Source organism: Paenibacillus phytorum, from assembly GCF_013141715.1.
Taxonomy (GTDB): domain Bacteria; phylum Bacillota; class Bacilli; order Paenibacillales; family NBRC-103111; genus Paenibacillus_E; species Paenibacillus_E phytorum.
Genome location: NZ_WHOA01000247.1, coordinates 84,702 through 102,646 on the forward strand (window position 1 = coordinate 84,702; position 17,945 = coordinate 102,646).

Genomic DNA, 17,945 nt, shown 5'->3' on the forward strand with positions numbered 1-17,945 from the left:
TGGCCTCCCCTACTTCAGAATTTGTACAATCCGATCGGCAATGCGCTCATAGCCGTCCCCGTTAGGATGAAAATGATCGGCTGAGGACAAATATTTGATCAAATTTTGTTCAAACAAATCATAGGTCGGGACAATGGCCATTCGAGGATAACGATTCATCATCTCAAAGACACTGTTATTCCATCGCTGTACAATAAGCGAACCTTCTTTTTTGGGATCTAAATCAAGAAAAGGATGATATAAACCAACATACAACACAGTTGCATTCGGATTGGCCATATTAATCGCTTGTATAACCTTCTCCATCTTGGCCAGCGCGGGTTCTACGCGTTTCAGCGCACCCTCTGGGTTAAACTCCGTCTGATTATCTCCTTTAAAAAGCCCTTCCCCACCAGCAAAAATATCATTGCCACCAATCGTGAGTAAAATGATATCCGCCTGAGCGAGTGCGTCCTGCGTCTTTTTCAGAGCTAAATCAGAGAGAAGTTGGTCACTCTTATAGCCTGGAATCGCCAGATTATTAAGCACGAATACCGGCTTACCGCTTTCCTTCTCCAGCTTTTCGCGGACACGTCCAACGTATCCTTTGCCAGTGTTATCACCTGTTCCTGCAGTTAATGAATCACCAAGCGCAACAATTTGCAGCTTACTTTTACTCTCAATCATTGTTTCTTTCTTAGGTGCAGTCGTTACAAGATTGAGGTCTCCGGATGCTTTGGGAAATAATATTTGATTCGCCGCGTAAGCAAAGCCTACTGCGAAAACAATCGTAGATATCGAAGCTGTAAGGCCAATTGCTCCCCACATAAAACGAGATGATCTCAAGGAAGTCCCCTCCTGCGAATAAATGGCATAATTCACTCTAAGAGTATAGCTTCTTGAATAATTTTGCAAACATTACAATACGGAACAGGCCCACAAGGGATCGTGAGTTGCTACTTTCATTTATTTTGAAAATTTGTGCTGGATTCAGAATAGCTGGCCGTATTCCAGCAAATTTGCGGCTTTGGGAAGGTCAGTGCTGCTTAAGACGTCCATTTGGGATGTCTCTTGGCAGTTTCACAGCGAATACGCTCCTCAGACGGTCTATTTTACGCTATACCGTGGATTGGTTGGTTTAGGTAGGCTGAGAAGTCGTTTTTCGAGCTTTCGCTTGGTGATGATACGAAATAGGCTCGGTTTCCGCGCTTTCGCCCGATGTTGACCAAGATAAGGTTGAAAACCGCGCCTATTGTGAGCAAATAGCATGGTGAGACTTGTTCACGTAGACTGAGAAGGCTTTTCATCAACGCCAGCAACGCACATCCGCACTAAACTTACTGCATTCACCGAAAAAAGCCGTTTAACCGCCTTAGCAGTTAAACAGCTTTTTCTCAGAACGTTAAACCGCATCCTGCAAAAATTTATATTGGGCTTGAATAAGTCCAAAATAAATCTTTTGTTCCTTCATGAGCTCATCATGATTACCGATCTCCATCATACGCCCATGATCGAGCACTACGATTTTATCAGCATTCCGAATCGTAGAAAGTCTGTGCGCGACGATGAAGGAGGTTCGACCAGCAAGCAGCGTTTTGAGAGCTTCCTGAATTTTGAGCTCAGTATCCGTATCAATACTAGCCGTTGCTTCATCCAAGATAAGTACACGAGGATTCGCAAGCAGTGCGCGAGCGAAGGAAATCAACTGACGCTGACCCATCGAGAGTACGTTACCGCGCTCTTGGACCTCTGTATCATAGCCAGCTGGCAAACTCATGATAAAATCATGTGCATGAACAGCCTTAGCTACAAGCTCAATTTCTTCATTCGTTGCATCAAGACGACCGAAGCGGATATTATCCCGAATAGTGCCAGAGAAAATAAACGTATCTTGAAGCACGACTCCGATCTGTGAACGTAAGCTTTGGATGGTTACATGACGAATATCTTGGCCATCGATAAGTATTTTGCCTTCATTTGGATCATAGAAACGGCATAATAAATTCATAATCGTACTTTTACCCGAACCTGTATGACCAACCAGAGCGATGGATTGACCAGCCTGTACATCCAGATTAATGCCCTTGAGTGCAGGTCTGCCAGGCTCATACTCAAATACGAGATTCTCAAATTTCACATTCCCTTGGATACTTGATAGATCTTTAGCACCCTCGATTTCAGCCACAGTAGGTTCCTCATCAATAAACTCGAAGATCCGCTCCGCTGAAGCCATTGCAATGAGCAGTTGGGAATACATTTGTCCTAACCGCGTAATAGGTTCCCAGAAATAGCCTATGTAAGTAGCGAATGCAACCAACAAACCGACAGATATTTCTTCCGTTTGAATTAAATGCGCGCCTAGCCAGAACAGAATGCAATAGCCAACGGCTCCCGTAATTTCAATAAGAGGACCAAACGATTGATTGAGCATGGAAGCACGGTTCCAAGACAACCGATTGACCATATTCATTTTGTTGAAGAATTGGATATTTTCTTTTTCTTGCGTATAGGCTTGTGTAACTTTGATGCCTTGTATGCATTCATTTAAATGAGCATTCAGACGGGATTGCTTCATCGTCACGTCTTGCCAAGCACGACGAATCTTTTTCCGCAGCTGAGTCGATATGAGGAACATAATCGGAACCGTCACGATGATCGACGCGCCTAATTTGAAATTAAACGTCAACAAAATAATAATAATGCCGCAGAGCTGCACAACATCAATTAATAAGTTAACAACACCGTTCGTGAACAAATCTTGCAAAGAATTCACATAGTTTGTTACTCGAACGAGCACAGAGCCTGCTGGGCGTGTATCGAAAAAACGAAACGACAGCTTCTGAATATGACTGAATAAATCATGACGCAGATCGTAGATGACGCGCTGACCAATCATATTCGTATATTTAATACGGAATGTATTGGCTAGCCATTGAATGACATATACCGTAAGCATGATCCCAACGATTAGGAAAAGTAGATTCTTATCCTTAGGAATGATGGAATTATCAATGGCTTCACGAATAAGCAGTGGAATGGTTAGCTTGGTGATTGCTCCTACCAGCATCATAATAATAATAATAGGCAGCATCTGTTTCTTATAAGGCTTCATATAACTAAATAAACGTTTTAACTGACCCCAATCAAAAGGCTTTTCAATCAGTTCATCATCTTGATATACGAATCGTTGCCCCGCTTGGGAATCTTCTTTTTTGGCAGATGCCTCGGCTTGCGTCGAATTAGTACTCAATGTGCTAACCTTCTTTCTTGCAATGGAGAATGGTTTAACGCATCCACATCCGTATCCTTTGTTGCCGCAGCCTGGCTGCTTGCAGCCGATTTCTGAGGACCATCCGCATACTGAATGTCATAGGTTTGACGGTAAAGACCTTCTTGCTGCAGCAGATCCTGATGTGTGCCTCTTTGTACAATCCGTCCTTTATCCAGAACAATAATTTCATCGGCATGCTTCAAGGAAGAAATCCGGTGAGCAATAATGAATGTTGTACGCCCTTTCATAACCTCGCCGAAGCCTGCTTGAATCTCATGTTCCGTTTCCATATCAACCGCGCTTGTCGCGTCGTCTAGAACGAGAATTTTAGGATCCTTTATAAGTGCCCGAGCGATGGCAATCCGCTGCTTTTGACCACCAGACAAGCCTAGACCGCGCTCGCCAACAACCGTGTCATACCCTTCCGGAAGCTCCATAATGAAATCATGCGCTTTGGACAGCTTAGCTGCTCGAATAATGTCATCCATCGTCACATCTTTACGTCCATAGGAAATATTGTTGCGTATTGTAGATGAAAACAAGAATGTTTCTTGGAAAACAGTAGCAATCTGATTGCGATAGCTTTCAACTTGTAAAGAGCGAATATCTTGACCATCTAACATAACCTTGCCTTCTTTAACGTTATAAGCCCTCATTAGCAATGAAATTACTGTTGTTTTACCCGAGCCTGTGCTGCCTAGGAGACCTATAACAGAACCAGGAGGAGCATCAACTGAGAAATCATAAAGTGCAGGCTGTTTTTCCGGATATGAAAATGTGACATGATCAAAACGTACATGACCTTTTACATGTTCACTCTTCAAAGCAATCGCTTCTTGTTGATCTTTCACATGCATGTAATGATTCAAAACTTCCAAAATTTTCTCGCCCGAAGCTTTAGTTTGTGTGAAGTTATTGATATGAAAGCCCAGACCCCACATCGGTCCAATGATGTACCAGATGAGACTGAAGCAAGCAACGAGTTCTCCTAGTGTAATGGTATTCTCGATCACCATGTATCCGCCAACTCCGAGCAAAGTGACGACACTTAAATTCGCCAAAATCTCCATGATTGGAAAATACTTCGCCCAGATCCCTGAGGTTTCGATATTCATGGCCTTATAATCTTCATTGCGTGCTGAAAACTTCGTTACTTCATGCGGTTCGCGTGCAAACGATTTCACTGTTCGAACCCCTGTAATGTTTTCTTGTACCGCTGTGGTCATCGTACTGAGGGATTGACGTACCATCCGAAAAGCCGGATGAATTTTACCTTCAAAACGAATGGCGGTAAACGCTAGAAAAGGCATCGTAATCATCGTAAGTAGAGCCAATTTCCAGTTAATCGAGAACATCATCCCCATGCCGAAAACCAGCATCAGCATCACGTTCAGGAGCTGAGCAAAGCCGAAGCCGATAAACTGTCGAATGGCCTCCAAATCAGCAGTCAATCTAGACATTAAGTCTCCAGTTCTTGCCTGATCATAGTATTGAAAGGATAAGTACTGAAGCTTGTTGTACAGCGCATTACGCAAATGATACGCGACGCGGTTACCTAGACGACCTCCGCATAAGCCATGAAGAAATTGAAACATCCCTTTCATTGAAACGACCACTACGACTACAAGTGCTAATCTGGGAACAAGCTGAAATTGTTTCTGCGTGATTACGTCGTCGATTAAATACCGTAGTAAATTCGGATAAACGAGACCGAGCGCGGTGGCCACCGCTAAACATGCAATTGCTCCAAAAAATAATTTTTTCTCTGGCCAAAAATACGGCTTCAGTTGCCTGAACACTTCCACTTTGGGGCCCCCTCCTCAAGAAGGATAAATTGGAAAAGCTTAGAAAGCGTTTTATTACCTAATGAATCTTAACACCATCCCTATTAGCGAGCAATCAGAGGATACGAGGATTTAAACGCTTAAATGCCCATAACTTCACAAAAACTTGCAGGAATCCCCCCTATTCTTTAAAATCATCCCGATAACCAACGATGTAAGCCCTTACATGGCAATACGCAATAAAGGGTTGGCCAAGTTCAATAGAACCCGACCAACCCTTTTGTTTAATCATTAAACAAAAGCCTTTAATTGATGCTGTTTGGATATAAGTTCGTTCAAATCAATCTTCATTTCGAGAGCATCACGAAGCCCTTCAGCATGCTCATTCAGCTGTTGCAGCATCAGATTTTTCTGAGTTGCAAGCCAGTTTTCCAACTGATTTGCATAAGCTTGTTCAAGCTCCTTTGTTTGCTGCTCGATAAATTCTGCCACAGGCGTGTTCATCCGATTTTCCAAATCTGCTCTGAGCTTGCTTTTGCCATCGCCTTCGAAAAATTGCTTCGCATTCTTGAAATGACTATGGAGCAGCTTCAAGCTTACATCTGGAACTTCTAGTTTGGACGTAATTTCAGGTGTTACGAACTTACTTGATTCATACGTTCCACTTTCGAATCCTTCCATCAACTCACCAAGCTGCTCTTCCCAGCGTTTTACACGGCTACTGCTAATCAGATTCATGCGATTTTCAACCCGAAGCGTTGTGGCCAACACCTCTTGGGATAAATCGTAGCCAATCATTCGCAGCAGCTCACCCCATGCGGATTGCAGAGCTTGCTTCGGATCTCTAGCATCATCCCTGAAGGTCGAAGGATTAAAGGCATAATTGTATAATTCACCGAAGCGGTACATCGTGCGCTGCTTGACGTAGTACAAAAGCTCCTGAATTTCTTTCTTTAGTTCTTTGAGCTCCGCGTCATAAAGGGTATTTTCCAAAAGCTCTGTTCCGGCTTTCTCCGCTTGTCCGAGCTTGGTCAACTGAAGCTTCCGTTCTTCCTCCCCAGACTGCGCACGCTCCAGCCACTGCTGCATGGTAGCAATCGCGCGATTCAGCTCCAAATTAGCAGCATGGATAGCAACGTCGCTAAGTTCATTGAAAGTAAACTTCACGAATTCTTGCTCAAATGGCTGAATGCCAGATTGGGTAACCAGATCTTCGTTCCCTGTTATTTTGCCCTCTGCAGCCAAATAACTGGATATTGGATAAATACGTGGATTTCGGATGCCGTGCTGCAGCAAATTCGTTTCCACATGTTTAATTACGCCATTTAATTCTTCCGAACTAGCGGCAAGATCAGCTGCATTGACGATGAAAAACATTTTATCCATCTCAAAGCTGTCTTTCACACGTCCGAGCTGTAAAAGAAACTCGCGATCTGCTTGCGAGAAGGCGTGATTGTAATAAGTAACGAAAAGAATAGCATCCGCATTTTTAATATAGTTAAAAGCTACCCCAGTATGTCGGGCATTAATGGAATCGGCCCCTGGCGTATCAACGAATATAATGCCTTGTTCCGTCAATGGATTGGAATAATATAATTCGATAAATTCAACAAAACAGGACTTAGATTCATCTGCAACATAGCTTGGGAACTCGTCTTTGGTGATTTTCAGTTCAGTGCCTAAATGATCTTGGGCGAGAGCCCAGCCTTTCTCCACTGCCTTCAGGAAGGAATAGTGCGGCTTCCCTTTGGCCGTCACGTCCGCTGGAGAAAGTGCGCTTATGCGTTTGAGGGCAGATAGCATGTCTGTCGCCTGCACGCCCAGTATGTCCAAAGAATAGAGAACGTCCTGCAGAATCGCGTCCGTCTTCTTCATCTTAACCTTGGCTGTGCCATGCGGCCAACCTTCCTGCGGCGGCAGGATCTTGTTGATCGCCGCCGTCGTTGGGTTCGGCGAGACCGGCAGCACTCTTTCACCAATCAACGCATTGGCGAAAGAGGATTTGCCGGCGCTGAAGGCGCCGAACAGGGCGATCGTGAACGTCCGCTGCCGCAGACGTTCCGATTTCTCGCGCATGGAGCGCGCGATCGACCTCATCGACGGCAGGCCCTCGATGAGGTTTGAAGCCGCCTGTAAGTCGGCGGCCTTGCGCTCCATGCGCTTACCGTGTTCACCCGAGGTGAACGCGGTAGGCGCTGATGACGCTGCCTCGGCAGGGGCAGCGTCATCAGCGCCTGCGGCCGCCGATGCCGTGGCAGCGGCCTGCAGGATCGTGCCCATGGAGGTCACGTGAAGCCCCCCGCTCAGCGGGGCGGCTGCCGTCTCCTCCATGGCCGTGTACTGCTGCGCAGCCGGCAGCGCCGGCGCAGACGGTCTAGGCCAGCTGGCCATGCGCAGCAGCTGGGCCTCTGCCTCCGCCTCGGTTTCCTCGAGGCGCTGCAGTTCCTGGCAGGCGCTAAGGCGGACGCCCAGCGCCTCGAGCTCTGCCGCAAGCGCGTCAGCTGCTTGCGCAGACCCTTCGCGGACTGCAGCCGCGATCAGATCAATTACCGCAAACGCCTGTTTGCGATACTGCTGTTTAATATCAGAGGACACCTGCTTCATGTAGTTGAGCGTATATTCGCCGCCGAAGGTTGCGCCAGCATTCACTTGTGCTGCAAGCCACTGCGTCGTCACATCAACCTTCAGCGCTTCGATCTGCGCGGTAAGAGCAGGATCATGCTGCCCTTGCTCCTGCGCGGCCTTCTTCAAAGCATCCCTCAGATGCCAATCCAGCTGGGCTTCTACCTGCTCAGCCAAATCCGCCTGAAATGTTCCCAAGCGTTTCTCCGTCTCCAGAGCTGTTTGCGCAGCTCGCGAGAAAAAGCCTACCTTGAACCCGGGCTTACGGCTCTCCAAATACGCATGAGCCTGATCCCTGGTCAAGGCTGGTGTTATATTGGCATTCTCGATAATCATGCCAACTTCCTTACGGAGGGCCGCCGTTAACGCTTCCGGGCGTCCCTTCACTGCCGCAAGCTCTTCCTGCTTCGCAGCAGCTTGCGCCTGAACCTCCTGCACGTCACCTTCTTGGCTGATTTGTTCCATGAGTTCCGCCTTCTGCGGCTCATGCTGATCAGCCAACCACTTGCCGTGCTCTGCTGCAAGATAACGCGCGGAAGCGTCGATGCTGAAGCTTCGCAGATCATCACCGCGCTCAATCAAGCGACTTAGGAGCCATTGCAGCTTCGCATACTCATTATGCGGATGACTCGGCTCCTTCATGGTCACGAACAGCAAATCATCCGGCTCGATGCCCCAGCTCAAGAAAGCTTGCTTCGTCCCCTCCTGATACTGGGCAAAAGGAAGCTCCCATTCTTTGTGTTTATCAATCATATTTACAACCAAGTAGAGCGGCTTACCCCACTCCTTCATCTTCTTCGTGAACGCGAGATTGACTTCGGATTGAACATGGTTGTAATCCATGACATAGAAAACTACATCGGCAAGATGTAAAGCCGACTCCGTAGATTGATGATGAGCGTCATCCGTAGAATCAATCCCAGGAGTATCTAGCAGCGCCGTATGACTGCCTAGAAATGGAATGGGATACGTAATCTCTACCGTTTCAATATCCGTACCATTTACGCAATATGCTTCTAATTCTTCAAGCGCAATCGTCTTCGGTTTTCCCAGATTGTTTGCTGTGCCATCCTTCATGCGATGCGTAACATGAGCACCTGGTGATCCATTACGAATACTCACGATGTTTGCACTTGTTGGAATCGGGCTGGATGGCAGCAAGGCGTGCCCACAAAGCTGATTAATCAGGGTCGATTTCCCCGCTGAGAAATGACCGCAGAACGCTATATTCATCCGTCCAGCGTCTATTTTATCAAGCAGCTGACCTAGCTTGCTTGCGTTGTCGTAATCCCCTTTTGTTTGCAGATTAACCTGCATGTTTCTGATCGCATCCGGCATGACCGAGATGCTTATATCCACCATTTGCGTCATTCGTCCATTCCGCTCCTTATGATCCGTTCTTCTATCCAAACATAACCAAGGATAAACGACTCCGTCGTCCTTCAGGACGAGAGCGTTTGTCAAGGTAGATGCGAAGCAAAAGTATAAGACTTATACTTTCTTATCTACAGAAAAAAATCTCCCAAAGGGAGATTTAGGTTTTAGGACATTACTGCATTTTCTTTTTCCGGCAAGAAAATCTCAAAGACATCGCGATGCTGCAAAATCGTAATGTCGGAGTCTTTTACTTTCATAACCACGACCTCGGATTTCGTTTTCATCTTGTCTATGTAATTCTGAGGAACTTCACCGGATTCACTGACTGTTACACCTTCAATGACTTTTTCCTCATTATCGGCTAGGGGCGTGTTAATTACTTGCTCATAAATATCGGAGAACAGTTCAAAGCTATTCGTGTATACGGCGATGCATTTCATTTCAAATCCCATCCTTTGTCTGCATATCATTTGTTTGTAATAGTTTTCCTAGTTGCACTTGGTTTCATACGTTTCTTACCCTCACGACAATTGTCCAACAATGGACATATCGTACACTGCGGGTTCTGAGCTTTGCAGTGATACCGACCGAAGAATATAAGACGATGATGCGTTTGTGTCCACTCTTCACGCGGAACCTTCTTCATCAGCTTCTTTTCAACTTCAAGTACCGAATCGTCCCAGCCAACTAATCCTAGTCTTTTGGAGACTCGCTCCACATGGGTGTCTACCGCAATAGCAGGTACTCCAAAAGCGTTCGATACGACGACATTTGCCGTTTTGCGGCCTACGCCGGGCAGTTCGACCAAGTGTTCGTGCTTCTCTGGAATTTCGCCTTCAAACTTGTCCAGCAGCAATTGACACAACTTTTGAATATTGCTTGCCTTATTTCGAAATAATCCAATCCGTCGAATGTCTTGCTCCAGTTCCGTAAGTGGAACGGCCAAGTAATCTTCAGGACGCTTATATTTCTGAAATAAATCCAATGTCACCTTATTCACGGTTTCATCGGTGCATTGAGCCGATAATAATACAGCAATCGTTAATTCAAACGGATTACTGTGGCGCAGCTCGCAATGTGCATCCGGAAAGAGCTCACCGATTGTATCCAAAATATGCCTTACTAACTTCTGTGTCATGTCTTTACTTCCTTAGGGTCGTAATAATCTCCAGTGTAGCGAATTGTGGCGTTAGAATCAATGCTTGAAAGCGTCAAAATGCGAACATTTTCTAAATAATTGCCATATTTATTTTATAAATTAGAAAAAAACCGCCTGCCTTAGAAGTCAAGCTCCTAATATACAGACGGATGAACGTAATTTTCGTTCAAATTTATTTCTCAATTTCAACAATTTTATCGTCTAACACATAAAGAGTTACTTGATCTCCAGCTGTAAAGGATGATGCCGACACAACGTCAGTTCCTTTATGGAAATAGGCTCTTGGGAAAATACTATAAGCCGTTTTTTCTCCGGTGCTTGTAGCTTTGAAGTAAAATTGGTTCACGACGTTATTGTAGTTATCCACTTCCCGTTTAGATCCTACTGCTACTTGAATAAGAAGTTTGTCATTGGCGTCTTTCATCACTTGAACACGGTCGCCCACTTTGATGGAAGTGAAACTCCATGCTACGCCGCCATTAAGTTTAACGTCATAATTGCTGCCAGCGTTTATCACTTGACTTTTACCTGAATAATCTTGAATGGTTAAGCTTGAGCTAGCCGCATTCACAGCTGTAACCTTACCGCGCACAGGACTGATCAGCTCTGCTTTTACAACAGCCAGACCTTTGAATGTCAGCTTCACATAGTCATCGATTGCAAAGTCTGTAATAGAACCTACACTTTGATCCGCTTTGACGATTGGAACACCTTCTAGGGAAACAGCAAACGAAGTGTTTGACTGATCCGTCACGGTAATTTGCTTGCTGTTCACATTAGATAAAATCGTTTTATAAAGTGCCGTTTTACTTGTCACAATTTTCGTGACAATCCCCTGATCGAAGCTTAATAATAAACTAACATTATCCCCAACTTTTAAGTCAGAAAGCGCACTGTTCGGTTTATTAGCAAGCTCAACCTGTGGAGCGAAATTAAGCTTGAATGTCAAGCTTTGACCGCTGTCCGTTTTCAATGTAATATCATTCGTTTGTAAATTTAATTGTGTTAATGCGCCATCCAGTTGGGAGGACATTTGAATTTGAGTGACATTATCTTTTGATACAAGTAAATCTACATATTTGCCGGCCGTAAATGTGCTGCTAAAGTTTGCAAAAGGAAGCTTCACTCCTGCATATGAAATGGAAACAGTATCTTTTAAAATATAAGCATGCGGTTTACCTGTATTATCTATAACGGTTAATAATTTCGATGCTTGATCGTAAGAAATAATTTTTGCAAAGTATAAGTTCTCAATAGAACGGTTGGTTACAGTAATTAAAGTTACTTTATTGTTCAAAACATCCAGCTTAAGTTGATCTCCTGGAGCAATATCATAAATACTAGCCGTGGCTAAACCATTAATTCTGACTTGCACATTATCGCTAAGAGTATAAGATGCTAATGCCCCGCCAGCTGTCTTGGTTATCGTTAAAAATGTTTTATCATCGCCAAGTGCTTTCAAAGTCCCCTCAACACTTACACCAACATCCGCTTGCTTTTTAATTACGATTTTCACAATTTCACTGTTCTTAACCGTATACTCGACCGAATCTCCAACGTGAAGAGAATTGATATCTACGAGGCTGTTATCTGGTAAAGTCGCAATCAAATTACTTGAAAAACCATAAGTTTCAGGCTGCCCTGATACAGTGTCAAGAAGCGTAATTTGCATGGCATCTTTATTAATCGTCTGAATCGCGCCATCTACTGTTTTATTAACGGGCACCTGCTTAACTATGATGGACGTATATTTATCGGTTTTGACGATCTTGCTTTTGCGCAATTGAATTGTACTGCCATTTACGATAGAAGCTAGGCTCAGGCCACGTCCTTCCGTATCAGTGACAGCAACATCCGGCGCTAAATCATAGCTCTCAAAATCATCTAAAGTGGCCTTTAGGTTAGTCATATTCAATTTCAACAGTTTGCCCTCATGGATATCAAGCTGAAGCTCATCACTAATGATTTCAACATAATAGGCTGTTCCATTCACTTGAACGAGCGAAACTTCAAACGTTTCTTGCAGTGTTTTCGCAGCTATCGCCGTATCACTTTTATTACCGTAAAACACCGTGTTCGGTGAAAGTTTATATGTACTCGTATTCCCGTCTTTATCCATAAGACCAATTGTGCCGCTCGTTAAGCTAGTCATGTAGCCTTTCACAACACGTGAAGGCAATGTAGCTAGCTCCTTTTGCGAGCGACTTAAAAAAGCTGCCATTTGAGAACGCGTTACAGCCCCTTTAGGTTGGAACGTGCCATCTTCAAAGCCATCAACAACCTTTAAAGCCACAGCTGCATTAACAAAGCCCAATGTTGAGCTGCTAATGTCATTATTATCTTTGAAAGCCGTTGGTGTAGACGATAAGCTTTGTGCGGTAGTTGCCTTACCGATAGCGCGAATCACTACTTCAGCTACCCATTCTCTCGTTGCCTTCCGCCCACCCCATTTATCTTTGGACTTATCACTTTGGCTTCTAACTTTCTCTTCTTCGTTGGAGATTAAGCCTTTCTGGAGAGCAATAGCTACATAATTACGCGCATAGTTATCAACCAGCATGAAATCTGGAAACACCGTTGCTGTCGTCATTGCATCTACTTCGCCTTGCAAGCCCATCATCCGAGTAGCCATAATAAGGACATCTTGTTGTGAAACCGAGTTCTCTGCTCGATAAGCCCCATCCTCGTAGCCTTCAATAATGCCTTCCAAAGCAAGTTTGGATATATGTCGAATACCCCAATAGTCCGATTTTACATCAGGGAAAGAAAGCTTTACATTACTTGTTGATGTCGTATTTACTGACTCTGCTGCCAAAACTGGCGTCCCCGCCAGGCTTGTAATAATTAAAGAGCTAACAATTGCACTTGCTAATTTCTTGTTTCTCATCGTTGATTTAGACTCCTCTGCTACTACATTTAATTAGGTCGTTTAATTGGATACGGAAGCTCTAAATGCCCCATTAAGCTATCCACTTGTTTGCCGTTTTTCAGCACATATAAAGCCTTCACTTCTGGAAATTGAAACACGGTTTTCTTCAAAGCTTGTAAAAACAACTCCTCACCCGGAGCGCCTAATTGCGTTTTGGGACCAAATTTGAGATCAAGCTTCAATTCACCCTTAGCTTTATCAAACGAAGTGCTTGTGAATGTAAGATCATCAAATAAAGGAATCGCTTTAGGATCATCACTCTTTTTGAGTGCGTTTAGTGCGACTTCATACACGTCAGCGTCCTGTTTGTAGCTGATTGTGACTTCTTTTTCTATAAGTTTCATTTCGTCCTGATCACTGTAAAAGGCTTTGACCTTTTTTTGCTTTAAAGGTTCTGGTGTTGCTGTTGGGGTTGGTGCAGGACTTTGTACCACCGTTGTAGGGGTCGGCGCAATCGTAGCTTGCGGTGTTGCTCCACCTACGAGTTGACCTTTCTGACCGCAGGCGGTTACAGACAACGTGATGGCACTTACAAGAAGCACCCCATGGAATAGGCGACTTGTTTTGGTCATCTCACTCACTCCTTAGCGTTTTGCATAGCAAAACGAACTTCGAAAGCATACGGTTTAAGCTTTCGTCTCTTATTTGAGGTTCAGGTATTCTTTGATGGCAGCAACGATAGAAGCCGCTATTTTGTCTTGAAAAGCATCCTTGTACATGGCAGATTCATCGTTCTTATTAGACAAATACCCCACCTCGACCAGAACAGCCGGCATTGTCGTTTTCGTGATGACCCTGAAATCAGCTTGTCGTACCTTACGATCAGGAAATCCAGCAGCGGCAACCACATTTTTGTGGATGACATTAGCAAAAGCTAAGCTTTCCGGTCTGTTATAATACGTTTCTGTTCCCGATACCGAAGCTTTGGCGCTATTCCCGTGAATCGATAGGAAAAGATCTGTTTGATTGTCGTTCCCGAAAGAAACACGGTCATCCAGTGGAATGAACGTATCATCCGAACGAGACATAAGGACATTTACACGCTTGTCCTGAACAAGAAGCTTCTCTACCTTCTTCGCTGTAGCGAGTGTAAAATCCTTCTCATGCTTGCCAGTTATAGATAATGCACCAGGATCATTATCCCCGTGTCCTGCATCAATCACCACGGTTAACTGATGCTCTACTATCGAAGCTGTCCATTGATTCGTAAGCTTAGAAGGCTGAACGCGATAGTCAGCTGGACCTTTCAAATCCAAAATAATTCTTACCGTAGCAGGGTTATCAGCAAAGTTAGAAAAGCGCACTTTCTCAACCAGAGGATGCTTAGATGGCAGCTCCCCCGCATTATTTACAAGTAATTTCTGGAGAGAAGGATCTAAAGTTGTGTTAGGGAAGTCAAACACAATGCGATTCGGGTTCGATAATTTCATCATAGTCGGAACTAAAGAGCCGTCTTTCGCGGCTACGGATAACTCCTTCTCAGATAGGACAATCGAAGTCAACAAATGGGCATTAGGATCGGGTTTAATCGTTCCTGGATCTGTGCCTGTACCTGGCACCGGCGGTTTTGGAGGTGTTACTTCGCCAGGATTATGGCCATCTACAACATCGATAGGTCCTGTAACAGGTTTGGAATCCGAATCATCTTTTTTGAACATATGAACAGAAGAGGTTAAAGAGTCCCATTTAAATTCAATACCCATAAATTGACCAATGAAACGAAGTGGGAGCATCGTGTTGCCTTTTTCGATGATTGGCGCTACTTCCAAACTTTCCTTTTTGCCTTTAATCAGGGCCGTTTTACTGTCGATAACCAATTGAATGTTCATATCGCCTTTGACGATGGTTACCTTGCGTGTGGATTCATCCCAAGTCACCTTGGCACCAATTTCTTCAACGATAATCCTTACAGGTACAATCGTATTGCCACTTACTATACGGGGCTGAACTTCGTTAGACACCAGCTTTTTTTCATTCATATAAAGCATAATTCCACTGGGAGACTCAGCTCCCATCGCATAAGTAGGGAGAAGCAGCATGCAAACTAGCAGCATTAAACAAAATGCAGGAAATTTCATCATTCACCTCTATGTAATGTCGGAATTGGGGTCGTAAATTCGTACTCTTAAAATCTATCTTTTAAAAACTAGCAGCAACGTGTCCATTGTATCAAAATAATCATATGCCCGACAGCAAAACCTCCGTTCAATCGACATTCTAGTAATCTATTAGACGCGGAAAACTGCCAAAAGTTGCAAAAAAAGAAGAATAAAAAAACCTAGCTAAAAGCTAGGTCTGAGTTCATGCAACTAGAATAAAAAAAGACGCAACCAATGCAAGAGCTCATTGGATTGCGTCTTCTATGATCACATTTTATTTATAAGCCAAACGTTTTTGGTGAGCTTGCTCATAGGCTGTGATTTTCTCTTCATGTTGAAGTGTTAAGCCGATGTCATCCAAGCCTTGCAGCAGGAACTGACGACGGTGCTCATCCAAATCAAACTGAATTTTCAAGCCGTATTCATCAGTGAGAGTTTTGTTCTCAAGATCGACATTCAGCTTGTAGCCTTCATGCTTCGCTGTACGAGCGAACAAATCATCTACTTGCTCTTCCGATAGCTTGATTGGCAGAATGCTGTTTTTGAAGCAGTTGTTGTAGAAGATATCCGCATAAGACGGCGCGATAATGACGCGGAAGCCGAAATCTTGAATAGCCCAAGGTGCATGCTCACGGGAAGATCCGCAGCCGAAGTTCGCTCTGGAGAGCAGGACGGAAGCTCCTTGATAACGATCTTGGTTTAATGGGAAGTTCTCGATAACCTTGCCCGCCTCATCCCATCTCCATTCGAAGAAGAGGAATTGACCGAAACCGGAACGCTCAATTCTTTTAAGAAATTGCTTAGGAATAATGGCATCTGTATCTACATTCACGCGATCTACAGGACCGACTAGGCCTGTATGTTGTTTAAAAGCTTCCATGTTTTCATTCTCCTTAAAGTTTTGCTTTAGCAAAACTAGCATCGTAAGCATTGCTTTAATCAGCCCAAATTAAGCTTGTTGGTATTCTTTGATTTCCCAATCACGAACGTCGTAGAAATGACCTTTGATTGCTGCAGCAACAGCCATTGCTGGAGATACGAGATGCGTACGTCCACCGCGGCCTTGACGACCTTCGAAGTTACGGTTGGATGTTGATGCACAGCGTTGACCTGGTTGCAGAACGTCTGGGTTCATAGCCAAACACATACTGCAGCCTGCATCGCGCCATTCGAAGCCTGCACCCTCAAAAATTTTGTCCAAGCCTTCTTTCTCAGCTTGAATTTTAACACGTCCTGAACCTGGAACTACGATAGCTGTAACACTCGGATCTACCGTGTAGCCTTGTGCAATCTTAGCAGCTGCACGAAGATCCTCGATACGACCATTTGTACAAGAACCGATGAAAACATAATCAACTTTCAGTTCAGTCATTGGCGTTCCTGGTGTTAAATCCATATATTCAAGCGCTTTTTCAGCAGCTTTACGTTCATTTTCTGTTTCAAAGCTTTGCGGATCCGGAACTAGTGATGTAATACTCGTCCCCATTCCCGGGCTAGTTCCCCAGGTCACTTGCGGAATCAAAGAATCAGCATCAAACTCCAGCACCCAGTCATACGTAGCGCCTTCGTCAGTAACAAGGTTAGACCATTCTGCCACTGCAGCGTCAAAGTCAGCACCTTGTGGAACGTATTCACGACCACGCAGGTAGTTAAATGTTGTTTCGTCAGGAGCGATAAGACCAGCTCTAGCTCCACCTTCAATGGACATGTTACAAACCGTCATTCGCTCTTCCATGGAAAGACCACGAATCGCTTCGCCGGTATATTCAATAACATAACCCGTTGCAAAGTCTGTACCGTATTTAGCAATAACGCCAAGAATTAAATCTTTCGCAGTTACGCCTGGTTTCAGATTGCCTGTAATGCGTACTTCCAATGATTTCGCTCTGGATTGTTGCAGCGTTTGTGTAGCAAGAACGTGCTCCACTTCACTCGTTCCAATACCGAAAGCAAGTGCGCCGAATGCGCCATGTGTCGAAGTGTGGCTATCGCCGCAAACAATTGTTTTACCTGGATGTGTAAGTCCTAGCTCAGGTCCCATAACGTGTACAACACCTTGATCAAGGCTGTCTAGGTCGAACAACGTAACGCCGAAATCACGGCAGTTTTGCGAAAGTGTATCAATTTGTTGTTTGGAAATAGGATCTGTGATGTTGAAACGATCCTTCGTCGGAACGTTATGATCCATCGTTGCAAACGTAAGATCCGGTCTACGAACTTTGCGACCTGATAAACGAAGGCCTTCAAATGCTTGCGGTGAAGTTACTTCATGTACCAGCTGCAAATCAATATAGATTACGCTGGGCTTGCCTTCTTCCTGGTTAATAACGTGATTATCCCAAATCTTCTGAAACATTGTCTTTTTACTCATATCCAGTCACCTCTTGTCATTATCCGCTCTAATTGTTAATGTCTTACCCTCATAACGTAGTTTAGCACGGATAACGTCATAGCTCCAAGATATAATAACTATAAGCTTCATAGATTATTCCTATAGGATGATTCGATTTTAAAAAAGGCGGTTAGTAACTTGCATAAGCAATTATGACATTTTGAAAAGGATGTGTTACTATGCTTTGGACAATTTTCGTTGTATTTCTCGTCATGTGGGCTTTAGGAATTGGGTTTGATATCGGAGGGAATTTAATCCATCTTCTTCTCGTTTTGGCCGTCATATCATTGGTATTCAACTTGGTTACAGGTAGAAGAGGCAGTTAACATTACT

General features: G+C 44.3%; 12 protein-coding genes. 1 reads left to right on the forward strand and 11 read right to left on the reverse strand.

All coding sequences use genetic code 11. The features are described 5' to 3' along the window. Window positions 1-9 precede the first annotated feature (9 nt). The 11 genes from GC098_RS37125 to leuC form a co-directional block, all read right to left on the reverse strand. Window positions 10-825: a GDSL-type esterase/lipase family protein gene (locus GC098_RS37125; protein ID WP_171649336.1), complete on the reverse strand. Its 816-nt coding sequence runs from the start codon at window positions 823-825 to the stop codon at window positions 10-12. Between the two features lie 556 nt (window positions 826-1,381). Then, window positions 1,382-3,229: an ABC transporter ATP-binding protein gene (locus GC098_RS37130; protein WP_246321182.1), complete on the reverse strand. Its 1,848-nt coding sequence runs from the start codon at window positions 3,227-3,229 to the stop codon at window positions 1,382-1,384. After that, window positions 3,226-5,055, reverse strand: coding sequence for an ABC transporter ATP-binding protein (locus GC098_RS37135; RefSeq protein ID WP_171649337.1), 1,830 nt, complete (start codon window positions 5,053-5,055; stop codon window positions 3,226-3,228). Before GC098_RS37135 ends, GC098_RS37130 begins: the two co-directional genes overlap by 4 nt. A gap of 270 nt (window positions 5,056-5,325) precedes the next feature. Beyond that, window positions 5,326-9,066, reverse strand: coding sequence for a dynamin family protein (locus GC098_RS37140; RefSeq protein ID WP_246359182.1), 3,741 nt, complete (start codon window positions 9,064-9,066; stop codon window positions 5,326-5,328). Between the two features lie 131 nt (window positions 9,067-9,197). After that, entirely contained in the window at window positions 9,198-9,473 is a 276-nt protein-coding gene (locus GC098_RS37145) for an NAD/NADP transhydrogenase alpha subunit (protein WP_171649338.1), read from the reverse strand. A 26-nt stretch (window positions 9,474-9,499) separates the two neighbouring features. Continuing rightward, the gene (gene nth / locus GC098_RS37150) at window positions 9,500-10,171 is read right to left on the reverse strand and encodes an endonuclease III (protein ID WP_057301741.1); all 672 of its coding nucleotides are present in this window, start codon (window positions 10,169-10,171) and stop codon (window positions 9,500-9,502) included. 193 nt (window positions 10,172-10,364) lie between these two features. After that, window positions 10,365-13,079: an S-layer homology domain-containing protein gene (locus GC098_RS37155; RefSeq protein WP_171649339.1), complete on the reverse strand. Its 2,715-nt coding sequence runs from the start codon at window positions 13,077-13,079 to the stop codon at window positions 10,365-10,367. Window positions 13,080-13,108: 29 nt separating this feature from the next. Continuing rightward, window positions 13,109-13,693, reverse strand: coding sequence for a GerMN domain-containing protein (locus GC098_RS37160; RefSeq protein WP_171649340.1), 585 nt, complete (start codon window positions 13,691-13,693; stop codon window positions 13,109-13,111). A 69-nt stretch (window positions 13,694-13,762) separates the two neighbouring features. Then, on the reverse strand, window positions 13,763-15,175 hold the full coding sequence (locus GC098_RS37165) for an N-acetylmuramoyl-L-alanine amidase family protein (protein ID WP_216625564.1): 1,413 nt from the start codon (window positions 15,173-15,175) through the stop codon (window positions 13,763-13,765). 319 nt (window positions 15,176-15,494) lie between these two features. Next, a complete protein-coding gene (leuD, locus tag GC098_RS37170) occupies window positions 15,495-16,100 on the reverse strand; it encodes a 3-isopropylmalate dehydratase small subunit (RefSeq protein ID WP_171649342.1) in 606 nt (201 codons plus the stop codon). A gap of 69 nt (window positions 16,101-16,169) precedes the next feature. Beyond that, entirely contained in the window at window positions 16,170-17,591 is a 1,422-nt protein-coding gene (gene leuC / locus GC098_RS37175; RefSeq protein ID WP_171649343.1) for a 3-isopropylmalate dehydratase large subunit, read from the reverse strand. Between the two features lie 200 nt (window positions 17,592-17,791). Between leuC and GC098_RS37180 the strand changes: the two genes are divergently transcribed. Continuing rightward, complete coding sequence (locus GC098_RS37180; protein WP_171649344.1) at window positions 17,792-17,938, forward strand: lmo0937 family membrane protein; 147 nt, start codon at window positions 17,792-17,794, stop codon at window positions 17,936-17,938. Window positions 17,939-17,945 lie beyond the last annotated feature (7 nt).